Source organism: Polaribacter glomeratus (genome assembly GCF_002954665.1).
Taxonomy (GTDB): domain Bacteria; phylum Bacteroidota; class Bacteroidia; order Flavobacteriales; family Flavobacteriaceae; genus Polaribacter; species Polaribacter glomeratus.
In genome coordinates, this window is the sequence record NZ_MSCM01000001.1 from 236,887 (window position 1) to 248,386 (window position 11,500).

13 protein-coding genes and 1 tRNA gene are annotated in these 11,500 nt (G+C 29.3%); 5 read left to right on the forward strand and 9 right to left on the reverse strand.

All coding sequences use genetic code 11. The features are described from left to right. The first annotated feature begins 85 nt into the window (after window positions 1-85). Entirely contained in the window at window positions 86-397 is a 312-nt protein-coding gene (locus BTO16_RS00990; protein ID WP_105019822.1) for a DUF3467 domain-containing protein, read from the forward strand. Window positions 398-460: 63 nt separating this feature from the next. Here the strand turns inward: BTO16_RS00990 and BTO16_RS00995 are convergent, their stop codons facing one another. From BTO16_RS00995 to aroC, 3 genes are all read right to left on the reverse strand, one after another. Continuing rightward, the gene (locus BTO16_RS00995) at window positions 461-1,216 is read right to left on the reverse strand and encodes a carboxylesterase family protein (protein WP_170064391.1); all 756 of its coding nucleotides are present in this window, start codon (window positions 1,214-1,216) and stop codon (window positions 461-463) included. Between the two features lie 153 nt (window positions 1,217-1,369). Further along, on the reverse strand, window positions 1,370-2,464 hold the full coding sequence (locus tag BTO16_RS01000) for a heparan-alpha-glucosaminide N-acetyltransferase domain-containing protein (protein ID WP_105019824.1): 1,095 nt from the start codon (window positions 2,462-2,464) through the stop codon (window positions 1,370-1,372). 127 nt (window positions 2,465-2,591) lie between these two features. Continuing rightward, a complete protein-coding gene (gene aroC / locus BTO16_RS01005; RefSeq protein ID WP_105019825.1) occupies window positions 2,592-3,656 on the reverse strand; it encodes a chorismate synthase in 1,065 nt (354 codons plus the stop codon). Between the two features lie 230 nt (window positions 3,657-3,886). Here aroC and BTO16_RS01010 point away from each other — a divergent pair. Beyond that, a tRNA-Ser gene (locus BTO16_RS01010) sits at window positions 3,887-3,971 on the forward strand. A 469-nt stretch (window positions 3,972-4,440) separates the two neighbouring features. Here BTO16_RS01010 and BTO16_RS01015 read toward each other — a convergent pair. From BTO16_RS01015 to BTO16_RS01040, 6 genes are read right to left on the reverse strand one after another with little or no spacing between them, the layout of a single operon-like run. Continuing rightward, window positions 4,441-5,076: a carbohydrate-binding family 9-like protein gene (locus BTO16_RS01015; protein WP_245891913.1), complete on the reverse strand. Its 636-nt coding sequence runs from the start codon at window positions 5,074-5,076 to the stop codon at window positions 4,441-4,443. A 59-nt stretch (window positions 5,077-5,135) separates the two neighbouring features. Then, window positions 5,136-5,351, reverse strand: a complete 216-nt coding sequence (locus BTO16_RS01020) for a hypothetical protein (RefSeq protein ID WP_105019826.1) — start codon at window positions 5,349-5,351, stop codon at window positions 5,136-5,138. A gap of 36 nt (window positions 5,352-5,387) precedes the next feature. Further along, window positions 5,388-6,074, reverse strand: coding sequence for a DUF6250 domain-containing protein (locus tag BTO16_RS01025; RefSeq protein ID WP_105019827.1), 687 nt, complete (start codon window positions 6,072-6,074; stop codon window positions 5,388-5,390). 3 nt (window positions 6,075-6,077) lie between these two features. Continuing rightward, on the reverse strand, window positions 6,078-6,569 hold the full coding sequence (locus BTO16_RS01030) for a sulfatase/phosphatase domain-containing protein (RefSeq protein WP_105019828.1): 492 nt from the start codon (window positions 6,567-6,569) through the stop codon (window positions 6,078-6,080). Continuing rightward, the gene (locus BTO16_RS01035) at window positions 6,506-7,204 is read right to left on the reverse strand and encodes a ligand-binding sensor domain-containing protein (RefSeq protein ID WP_105019829.1); all 699 of its coding nucleotides are present in this window, start codon (window positions 7,202-7,204) and stop codon (window positions 6,506-6,508) included. Before BTO16_RS01035 ends, BTO16_RS01030 begins: the two co-directional genes overlap by 64 nt. Before the next feature lie 54 nt (window positions 7,205-7,258). After that, window positions 7,259-8,284: a LacI family DNA-binding transcriptional regulator gene (locus BTO16_RS01040; protein ID WP_105019830.1), complete on the reverse strand. Its 1,026-nt coding sequence runs from the start codon at window positions 8,282-8,284 to the stop codon at window positions 7,259-7,261. 182 nt (window positions 8,285-8,466) lie between these two features. Between BTO16_RS01040 and kduI the strand changes: the two genes are divergently transcribed. The 3 genes from kduI to BTO16_RS01055 all read left to right on the forward strand — a co-directional run bounded on the left by kduI (window position 8,467) and on the right by BTO16_RS01055 (window position 11,441). Then, entirely contained in the window at window positions 8,467-9,309 is an 843-nt protein-coding gene (gene kduI / locus BTO16_RS01045; RefSeq protein ID WP_105019831.1) for a 5-dehydro-4-deoxy-D-glucuronate isomerase, read from the forward strand. 18 nt (window positions 9,310-9,327) lie between these two features. Beyond that, window positions 9,328-10,119, forward strand: a complete 792-nt coding sequence (locus BTO16_RS01050; RefSeq protein WP_105019832.1) for a gluconate 5-dehydrogenase — start codon at window positions 9,328-9,330, stop codon at window positions 10,117-10,119. 146 nt (window positions 10,120-10,265) lie between these two features. Further along, window positions 10,266-11,441, forward strand: a complete 1,176-nt coding sequence (locus BTO16_RS01055; RefSeq protein ID WP_105019833.1) for a DUF4861 family protein — start codon at window positions 10,266-10,268, stop codon at window positions 11,439-11,441. The last annotated feature ends 59 nt before the right edge of the window (window positions 11,442-11,500 follow it).

Consider the following 11,500-nt stretch of genomic DNA (forward strand, 5'->3'; position numbering starts at 1 on the left):
TTGAATTGTTTACTGTAACTAAATTACATTATTCAATTCAACTTTTTTATTTTATATATATTCACACAATAAAATGATTTAAATTATGGAAGAAAATCAAAATAAAGAGGGTCAATTAAATATCGAATTAGATCAAGAAGTTGCAGAAGGAACGTATTCTAATTTGGCAATTATTAATCATTCAATGTCAGAATTTATTGTAGATTTTATTAATATAATGCCAGGAGTGCCAAAGGCGAAAGTGAAATCTAGAATTATTTTAACTCCACAGCACGCTAAAAGATTAACAAAAGCTTTAGCTGATAATGTTAGAAAATTTGAGCAAGCGCATGGCGATATAAAAGATTATGAGCAACCTCCAATACCAATGAATTTTGGTCCAACTGGTAAGGCCTAGTTAAAAAAAGGGCACTAAAACTATTTAAAATAAGAAGTATTTTTAATAGATATTTCTTATTTTTTATATGACAGTTTCTATTTGTCTTTCGCATTGTTCTAAAACATCATAATATAAAAAGTCTAAAATTTCAGGTTTTGAATATATCATAGGTCTAATAGACCAACTGTGATCCCCTTTTTTAACTGTATATAAATAAAAAGGCTTCCCTAATTTTTTTAATTTATTTGCGATGGGCTTAGAGCCATAAAGAAGTAGATAACCATTTGATTTCTTACTACAATAATGATGAGATGCAATATCATAAGGTACCAATTTATCGCTCGTACCATGAAAAAGTTGAGTAGGAATCGCGTTTTTAGAAGTAATCTTTTTTACAGAAGTAACTGCACCGGCCATACTAACTACACCAGCAAATTTAAAACCCTTAGGTAGAATTTTATTGTTATATACGTAAACTAAGTTTAAAACGGTCTCTGCACCAGCACTAGTGCCTATTAATATTATTTTATTAGAACTAATATTAAACCTACGTTTATTTTTTAAAATATATTTGATTGCCAAACTAATGTCTTCGGATGCTGAATTAAAAGCATTGATTTTATCTGAATACTTTGTAGAACACCCAAAACCTACATTTCGCATCGTTAAACGATAAGATACAGATGCAACTGCATACCCGCGCTCAGCCATTTGTTTTGCAAAACGGACTGCATTCTTACTATTTCTTTTTCCACCAGAAAAACCACCACCATGAACATAAATTAGTAAGGGTGATTCATTTTTGGCTTCTGTTGGCTTATAAAAGTCAAATTTCAATTTTTTTTTAGAATCAACAGTCTTGTAGGTATAGGTTTTTTTTGAAACACTAAATGTCTTATCTAGATATAGAACCTGAGAATAACTTAGTTTAAAACAAAATATAAATAAAAAAGATACGATATATTTCATACAGAAAGTAGCACTTGGAAGTTAAAATATCTTTTTCAATTTATCAAATAAACGCCTTAAATGTGCATATAAAAATGCGTTGGATTTTACGTAATAAAATGAAATAAAACACACGCAAATTAAGAATATAATTGCTCCAAACACTGCTTGTATAGGCGTTAAAGTTTTGCCAATAATAGTATTTAAACCTATACCTGTAAAGCTGCCGTAAATTATAATAAAATGTATAACGTATATAGATAATGTCTTTTGACCAATCTTTAGTATTAAAGGCAATTTAAGATATTTTTCTAGCGAATAGAAAAATGCAAAGTAGATTAACACATTACCTAATCTTGTAAATAAATAATTATAGCCAGCAGATTCTAAAAATATCTTTACATGAGTTAACCTATAAATAGAAGCTAAGATTGGTGTTGAGTAAAAAATTAGTGTAAATCCTGTAATAAAAAATGAGAATATTATAATTGTTTTAAACTTAGGTTTTTTAAGATATCCATGAAACAATGTTGCTATAAATGCACCAAAAGCAACATAGCCAAACCAAGGTATAATTGTAAAAACAGAACCATTAGCTTTTGATATAAAATTACTAAAAACGATGGGTAAATTTTCGAAATTTAAATTGAAGTACATTCTTTCTGTTAAAAAAATAAAAAAACCTAGAAATAGGGTCACTACAGAAAAAATAATTGTTTTTTTAAAACACAGATAATAAAGAATAACAATAGAAATTAAGCTTAAACCTATGCATTGAAGGACATCTATTACCAAAAAATAGGTACTAAACTCTCCAATTAAAAATTTTAAAATAGGAATCCTAATTAAATAACCCACAAAAATTAAAAAACATCCTCTAATAAGACCTTTTCTCATTCTTAAATTCGTTTCACCTTTTTCTTTTGCTTTTAGCAATAAATAGGTGAAAATTAACCCTGATATGGTAAAAAAAGTTGGAGCAGTAATACCTCTAAAATAAGACCAAACTGAAAAGGGAATGGAATTTAAGTCTCTGTATTGTGGTGCTAATAGTGTGTCTACAAAATGTCCTTGTAACATCATTAATATAGCAAAAGCTCTAATGATGTCAATAAAATAAAGTCTTTTATTTTTCACTGTAATATGATTTCTAAATTAAACACTTTTAATGATGAAATAATTTTTATTTTTTTTCATCAAAAAGTATAAAAATAAAACTAAATTTATCTATTTCCTAAAATTTCATTAATAAAAAGGAAAGAAACTAGACGGTTCTAGTTCTATTTATTAACCAAAAGTCTGCTAAAACTAATGCTGTTAATGCTTCTATAATAGGAACAGCTCTGGGCACAACACAAGGATCGTGTCTTCCTTTTCCAGTGATTTCTGCAAGTTCACCATCAGAATTTATGGTTTGTTGGTTTGTCATAATAGTTGCCACAGGTTTAAAAGCAACTCTAAAATAAATGTCCATTCCGTTGCTAATACCACCTTGAATTCCTCCGGATAAATTAGATTGTGTAGAACCATCAGCATTAAAAATATCATTGTGTTCAGAACCTTTCATTTTTGCACCACAAAATCCACTACCAAATTCAAAGCCTTTTACAGCATTAATGGATAACATTGCACGACCTAATTCTGCATGCAATTTATTAAAAATGGGTTCACCTAAACCAACAGGAACATTTTGAGCAACACAAGTAATTGTGCCACCAATGGTATCACCAGCTTTTCTTATTTCTTTAATTTTGGTAATCATTTTTTCTGCGGATGCTTCATCAGGGCAGCGAACGATATTGTTTTCTGTTTTTGTAAAATCTAAATCTTGATATGGTTTATCAAGAAAAATATCACCAACAGAAGAAGTGAAAGCATTGATTTTAATACTTGCAATTAATTGTTTAGCCAAAGCGCCAGCCACGACCCAATTTGCTGTTTCACGAGCAGAACTTCTTCCGCCACCTTTATGATCTCTGATACCAAATTTTTTGTCATAAGTAAAATCGGCGTGAGAGGGTCTGTACACATTTGTGTTGTGATTGTAATCTTTGCTTTTTTGGTTCGTGTTTTTTATAATAAAACCAATTGAAGTTCCTGTAGTTTTACCTTCGAAAATACCCGAAAGAAACTCAACCGTATCTGGTTCTTTACGTTGTGTAACTATTTTAGACTGACCAGGTTTGCGTCTATTTAATTCTTCTTGAATTGATTCAAAATCTAACTCTAATCCCGCAGGAAAGCCATCTATTACACCGCCAATAGCAGTTCCGTGAGATTCACCATAAGTTGTAACTTTTAAAAGATTTCCGAAAGAATTAAAAGACATAAATTTGATATTATTATTTACGCAAATATAGTAAACTATGTAGAGATATTACATAGTCTGTGCTATTTCTACATGATTTCTAAGATAAATTTTGTTTTTATAACCGTTGATTATTAGTAAGATATAAAATATTTTAAATGATATTCAAAAAATGTAAAATTTTATTTCTCTATAATGAAAAAGGTTTCTATATTTGCATCCGCATTCAGGGAATACCTGATGAGACTTCTGGAGAAATGGCAGAGCGGTCGAATGCGGCAGTCTTGAAAACTGTTGACTGTAACAGGTCCGGGGGTTCGAATCCCTCTTTCTCCGCTGATTGATTATCAATCAACACCAAAACCCTTTAAAACATATGTTTTAAAGGGTTTTTACTTTTCTACAAAACCAAAAAAATCACTAAAATGTATAAAAAATTAAGTTTAGTTTTGCTTGTTATTTTAAAAAGTCTGTTCCATGATTTCGGCAGCCTCTAAATTTACAAAGTTCCATCTTTATAAATGAGATTCATTTTTTTTATTGCAGTGTATCTTTATCAATAAAAATTCAGAAAAACATAAATTTTTAAATTCAAAGAAGTAATTGCATAAACCATAGTTTAGGAATTAAATTGGATAGCGCAGAGATACAACAGTTTTTAAGTAGCTAATATCTATGTTAAATAACTAAATTAATTATTTTATACGTTAATAAAATGTGAGTAGAAGTATGAGAAAAAAGTTTTAAAAAAAACAATTTAGTTATAAAGCCTTGCCTTCAATTTTAAAAAGAATTTTAGAGTCTACTATTTAAGCTTTAAAACACCAAAAGAGTTAGATATGTGAAAATTTGGAGTTTCTGTTTTTGGATTTACCCAAGTTATCCAAGTTGGAAGAAATGAGTTATCTTTTTGTTGATTGTATTTTGCTCTGTAAATTCCAGTTTCAATTAAGCCGTTTTTAAGTAGTTTTAAATCCTTTAGCGATTGAATAGAAATTGCAATTTCTACGATAAAATAATTTTTATGTACCGTTGATTTCACTTCTATTTCTTGGCTTGGCCAATTCCAATTAAAGTCAAATTCTTTATTTGGTTTTGCTTTAAAATCCATAATTCTACCAGATGTATCAATCTCTAAACAGTAATATGGATTTAAAGAATCATCACTTCTAAAAAACAGTTCTACCCTGTCAGAGTTATTGATACTATCGTTTTTATCTTCGGATGGATAAGTGAATGTTTGATTATCATCAACCTTAAATTGAAAATAGATTTTTTCTGAATTATGAATAGCTTTAAATTCAATTTTTTTTACGAGTTGATCATTCCAAGGAGAAGAAAAATTGGTTAAAGAATTAGCTTCTTTCCAGATTGGATGATTTCCATCACCAAAAATAATTATCTCTTTTACTTTTGTTGATTTTACTTTGTAAGTTTCCAATTTTTAATATTTTTTTAGTTCGTAGAATTTAGCTTCTTTTTAGCTAGAATCAGCCAAGTTTAAGCTGCGACATCTTCTTTTCTTAATCCATAACCATGATCGCCATAGATTAGTGTTTGTAACTTTAAATTGCAATTTAATTCTTTTAAGTATTTGGCAAATATAAGTGTGCTATTAAAATAAATATCGTCTTTTGTACCAAAAATAAAAGTAGGAGAAACAGATATTGAGAAAATAATAAAAAAGGTTTTTTTATTTACTGATGTTAATTTCATTACAGAATTTTATTTTTAACTAAAAACTAAACTATTTTATAATTGAATTACTTTAAAATCTTCAATTAACATATGGTTATTTACAGTTCTAAATCCGAAGTAACCCTTTTTATAAGGTTCTAAGTCGATAACTTTATAGATGATTTTGCCGTCTCTAGCATAGCTTGTGCTATTATTTTTTACTATTATTGTTATATGCATTTTTTTATTAGCAGTAATCATAAATTTTTTATCGGATAAATCGTGTTCTGCCAATAAGGGTCTGTTGATATTTCCATTATATCTTCTAAACCTAGTTTTTGTATTATGATGACCACCATAGCCTACATAATATAATTTTAGGTGATGGTAATTAGGGAAAAGGCCCATTCTGTTTTTTGAATCTTCAAAAAAAGCATCTAAATTATTTGGATCATTTGCCATCCAAAAGCAGTTCATATCAGAAACTCTATCGTATGAACCACCTTCATTAATAATTGTAATATCGTATTCAATTTTTATATTGCCTTCTAATTTATTTTTAAACCAAATGGTACAACCTTTTGCATCAATAACTTCTAGCGTATTATTTTTAAAAGTAGATGTTCCTTTTGGTTGTTGTTCTACAACCCAATTTTTAGAAGTATTTAAAACATCTTTGTAAATTATTTTTTCTGATGTAGCGTTACATCCGCAGAAAATAATAGCCAAAAATAAAGAAGATAAATAAAGTGCTTTAAACATAATTTAGTAGTTTTTATTAATAGTTACTGTATTTGCATTCGCGTTTTTTTGAAGTTCATATAACCTTTTTAAAAGCAACTTTACTTTTGCTGGATGTTGTTCTGCAAGATTATTATGCTCAGAAATATCTTCTTGTAGATTATATAATTCTACAGTTTCCGTTTCATAAAATTCAATTAATTTCCAGTTTCCTTGTCTAATTGCTGCACCAGGCGCCCAACCACTTCCATGATAATGAGGATAGTGCCAAAACAATTCTTTTCTGTCAATTTCACCATTTTCTTTAAGAATTTCTGATAAATCGACACCATCAATAATAGAATTTTTATCAATTTTAATCTTTGCTTGCGCAAGTATTGTAGGAAAAAAATCATGACCAATTACAGGTGTATTATTAATCGTGTTTTCTGATAAATAATTTGCAGGTTTTATCAATAACGGAACTCTAATTCCGCCTTCATATAACCAACCTTTTCCACCTCGAAGAGGCAACACAGAGGTTGCTTTTTTTGATCATTATAAATGGTTATGTTTTCTCTATTACAGATCCATAAATTATTGTTTGAAGTAACAAATAATGATCTAATTTGATTTTTTGTAGAAATTTGTGTTTTATCTACTATATGTTTGCTTTTACCTGTATTTATATTAAACTTTTCTAAGCCCTCATTTGTTCCTATCCAAATATAAGCCGTTTTTGTAGCCGCTAAACTCCAAATTTCATTATTGATTAAACTGCCATCAATATTAGAGCCTTTGTATCTTATAAAATTATCTGTTTGAGTAATATATTTGTTTAAACCGTTATTTGTACCAACCCAAATAGAACCATTTTTATCTTCTAGCAAACATTTAATATAACTATTACTAATGCTGTTTTTATCCTTGTAATTATATCGGTAAGAAGTAAAAGTATGACCATCATATTTATTTAAACCATCTCTAGTTCCAAACCAAAGAAACCCTTTAGAGTCTTGAAGAATACATAAAACTGAACTTTGTGATAAACCTTCTGTTAAAGAAAATTGTTTAAATTTTAATAACTGATTTTTGCTAGAAAAATCTTGAGCATTCGCTATTAATACAATCAATATAAAAGAGAGAGAAAATAGTATATTCTTAAGTTTCATCTATATTTTTAAATTAAATGTATCTAGTTGTCTAAAAAAAAAATGTAATAATTATTAAACCTTTCGCAATGAAGATTTGCGTTCAATTAAATTTGTTTTAACTATGATGGTTTCATTACTATTTTTTTTGCTTTCGTTAGAAATTTTCTGTAATAATAAGCTTGTTGCTACATTACCAATTTCTAGCCCAGATTGATTAATAGTTGTTAAAGCGGGCTCTATAACAGACGAAGTTGTTTCATTACTAAAACCCACTATAGCAATGTCTTCTGGTATTTTTACATGTACACTTTTTAAATATTGAATTGCGCCAATAGCAACAACATCATTTGCGCAAAATAAACCATCTACTTTGTAAGGCAAAGCCAACATTTTTTTTACATTTTCTGCACCATCATGTTCCATTAAGCTAGAAGTTATAACGAGTTCTTCTCTAAACGGAACGCTATATTTTTCTAGAGCAGCTTTGTAGCCCAGAAATCTGTTTTTATAAATCTCTAAATTTTGAGGCCCAGAAAAATGAGCAATTTCTGTACTTTTTTTCTTTATTAAATGTTCTGTGGCTTTAAAAGCCGCATCAAAGTCATCGATAACAACTTTACTATTTCCAGAAATGTTACAATGTCTATCAAAAAAAACAAAAGGTATGCTTCTTTGTTTTAGTCCTTTTAAATGATCGTAATTTTTAGTTTCCATAGAAATAGAAATTAAAACACCATCAACTCTGTTTGCTAATAACGTATTTATAATACTTTGTTCTCGTTCTAAACTTTCTAAAGACTGACAAATAATAACGTTATAACCAGCTTTAAAAGCAGTTTCTTCGATGCCCGCAATGGCAGAAGCAAAAAAATGACGCGAAATTCTTGGCACAATTACACCTAAAGTAAATGTTTTGCTTTTACGTAAATTAGAAGCTAAATGGTTTCTTTGATACCCTAATTCAGTTGCTTTCTTTAAAACTTTATCTTTTGTTTTTTGTGTTACTCTTGGGCTGTTATTTAATGCCCTAGAAACAGTTGAACTATTTATTCCTAAAATTTCAGCAATGTGATGTATTGTTACTTCATTAGTATCCATTCTTAAAAAATACGCTTATTGTTAGTTTTATTATGAATCAGTGAATTTAAACATATTATTCACTTTATAGTTAAGCAAATATAAAATTATTAAAATACAATCGATTGTATTTTAATAATTTTTATTACTTTTGTATTTAAGTATAGAAAGTAATCTTCATTATTTAATATAAAAATACAATTATGAAAACAAACTATAGTACACGTTATGCTGCATCTCCAAAAGATGTAAAAAACTACGACACCGCAAGAATTAGAGAAGAGTTTTTAATTGATAACTTAATGGTTGAAAATACCATAAACCTAGTATACTCGCATTATGATCGTTTTATTACCGGAAGTGCTGTACCAACAAAAACGCCATTAAAATTAGAAACTATTGATGCTTTAAAGTCTGAAAATTTTTTAGATAGAAGGGAATTAGGAATTATAAATGTTGGACAAAAAGGTAAAGTTTCTGTGGATGGAACTGATTATGTTTTAGAACATAAAGAGGCATTATATGTTGGGCAAGGAAATAAAAATGTTGAATTTTCAAGTGATGATGCTCAAAATCCTGCATTATTTTATTTAAACTCAACTCCTGCTCACAAAGTATTTCCAACAAAAAAGATTGGTAGAAACGATGTTGAAACTATAGAATTAGGTTCTGCAGAAACCGCAAATGCACGAACATTAAGAAAATACATTGTAAACAGTGTTGTAGATGTTTGTCAATTACAAATGGGAATGACAACTTTAAAACCAGGAAGTTCTTGGAACACAATGCCTGCTCATGTGCATGACAGAAGAATGGAAGTGTATTTTTATTTTGAAGTTCCTTCAGATCAAGCTGTTTGTCATTTTATGGGCGAACCAACAGAAACAAGACACGTTTGGATGGCAAATAACCAAGCAGTAATTTCTCCTCCTTGGTCTATTCACTCTGGTTCTGGTACAAGTAGTTATTCTTTTATTTGGGGGATGGCTGGTGAAAATTTAGATTATGGTGATATGGATCATTGTAAAATTAACGAATTAAGATAATCAATAAAAATAAAAAATATGTCAATTAATTTATTTGATTTAACAGGAAAAGTGGCATTAATAACGGGTGCAACTCATGGTCTAGGAATGGCAATGGCAACAGGAATTGGTAATGCCGGAGCTAAAATTGTGGTGAATGGAAACTCATCACAAGAAAAATTAGATGAAGCTGTTCAAAAATATAGAGCAGCAGGAATTGATGCTTATGGTTACCTTTTTAATGTTACTGATGAAAATGCTGTAAAAGAAAATATCGCAAAAATTGAAAAAGAAGTGGGCGCGATTGATATTTTGGTAAACAATGCAGGAATCATAAAAAGAACACCGCTAGTAGACATGGAAGTTGCAGATTTTAAAGAAGTAATAGATGTAGATTTAGTGGCTCCTTTTATCGTTTCTAAACATGTTGTGAAAGGAATGATTGCCAGAAAAAGTGGTAAAATTATCAATATTTGTTCTATGATGAGCGAGCTTGGTAGAGATACTGTAAGTGCTTATGCTGCAGCAAAAGGTGGTTTAAAGATGCTAACAAGAAGTATGGCAACAGAATGGGCTAAGTTTAATATTCAAACAAACGGAATTGGTCCCGGTTATTTTGCAACAAGTCAAACTGCACCAATTAGAGTTGATGGTCATCCATTTAACGAGTTTATTATTAAAAGAACACCAGCTTCACGTTGGGGAGATCCAGAAGATTTACAAGGTGCTGCAATATTTTTAAGTTCTAAAGCTAGTGATTTTGTAAACGGACATATTGTTTATGTTGATGGTGGAATTTTAGCAACGATTGGTAAACCGGCTAATGAATAATCAGTTACCAGTTTGCAGTAAACAAAATTAAAACCTCAAAGGTTTTTAAAATCTTTAAGGCTTATATACAAAACGTTTTTGCGAACATTGCAAAACTTTTGTATCCGTTATCTTTATTTCGTCAACAAATTAAAAAATAATTAATTATGAACATTATAAAAAAGCTGTCTTATTTATTAGTTGTAACACTTTTATTTTCTTGTGGAATTGCAAAAAAAACAACAATTATTACTGTAAAAAATAGCTTAGATTTTGAACGTAGTTTTGAAACTATAGAAGTTAATAAATCATCTTTAAATACCAATGATTTATCTTTAGTAGGAATAAAAAATACAGCAACAGGAGAACTTTTAGTCACTCAGTTAGTAGATCTAGATGGAGATGGCATAATGGATGAGTTGTTGTTTCAACCAAAAATAAGTCCGAATTCAGAAGTTAATTTTGAAGTTGTAAAACTTACAGAATTAGAAAAACCAAAGGCAGATGCGTTATGTTACTCTCGTTTTGTGCCAGAAAGAACAGACGATTATACTTGGGAAAACAACAAAGTAGCTTTTAGAGTTTATGGACCGGTTGCTCAAAAAATGATAGAAGATAATATTCCTGGCGGAACCTTATCTAGCGGAGTTGATGCTTGGCTAAAAAGAGTAGAATACCCAATTATTAACAAATGGTACAAAGAAACTTTGGTTGATAAAACAGGAAGTTACCATAAAGATACAGGTGAGGGTTTAGACGATTTTCACGTAGGTGTAAGTAGAGGTGTAGGAGGTATTGCTGTAAAAGTTGATGAAGAGTATTATTTATCAAAAAACTATACAAAATGGAGAACAATTACAACAGGCCCTTTAAGAACTAGCTTTTATTTAGAATATGAAGATTGGGATGCTGCTGGAAATAAAATAACAGAATCTAAAATAATTAGTTTAGATCTAGGAAGTAATTTCTCTAAATTTTCTACAAATATTTCTGGAACCAATACAATTTCGGCAGGTTTAACATTACATGAAAAAGATGGAGAAGTTACAGGAAATAATGAAAATGGTTGGGTAAGTTATTGGCAACCTCACGCAGATTCTGAACTAGGAACTGCTATTATTGCTGATACAAGCACTTATAAGAGTTTTGAAAACTATGACGTAGAAACTAAAGATTTAAGTAATGCATATGCGCATTTAAATGTAAATGATAACAAGGTAGTTTATTACGCAGGTTTTGGTTGGTTAAAAAGCAAGCAATTTGAATCTAAAGAAGCTTGGGAAACTTATTTAAATATTTTTTCTGAACAGATTAATAATCCGTTAAAAGTTAGCGTAAAATAATACAGTTTATATTTTATTTAAAGATTGTCTAAAAAGGATCATAATTTTAATTGATAAAT

Excerpts from the sequence above, each read along its gene's own strand:
- BTO16_RS00990 (WP_105019822.1), top strand. The coding sequence starts at position 86 with ATGGAAGAAAATCAAAATAAAGAGGGTCAATTAAATATCGAATTAGAT.
- aroC (WP_105019825.1), bottom strand. The coding sequence starts at position 3,656 with ATGTCTTTTAATTCTTTCGGAAATCTTTTAAAAGTTACAACTTATGGT.
- BTO16_RS01020 (WP_105019826.1), bottom strand. The coding sequence starts at position 5,351 with ATGAAATTAACATCAGTAAATAAAAAAACCTTTTTTATTATTTTCTCA.
- BTO16_RS01025 (WP_105019827.1), bottom strand. The coding sequence starts at position 6,074 with ATGTTTAAAGCACTTTATTTATCTTCTTTATTTTTGGCTATTATTTTC.
- BTO16_RS01035 (WP_105019829.1), bottom strand. The coding sequence starts at position 7,204 with ATGAAACTTAAGAATATACTATTTTCTCTCTCTTTTATATTGATTGTA.
- BTO16_RS01040 (WP_105019830.1), bottom strand. The coding sequence starts at position 8,284 with ATGGATACTAATGAAGTAACAATACATCACATTGCTGAAATTTTAGGA.
- kduI (WP_105019831.1), top strand. The coding sequence starts at position 8,467 with ATGAAAACAAACTATAGTACACGTTATGCTGCATCTCCAAAAGATGTA.
- BTO16_RS01050 (WP_105019832.1), top strand. The coding sequence starts at position 9,328 with ATGTCAATTAATTTATTTGATTTAACAGGAAAAGTGGCATTAATAACG.
- BTO16_RS01055 (WP_105019833.1), top strand. The coding sequence starts at position 10,266 with ATGAACATTATAAAAAAGCTGTCTTATTTATTAGTTGTAACACTTTTA.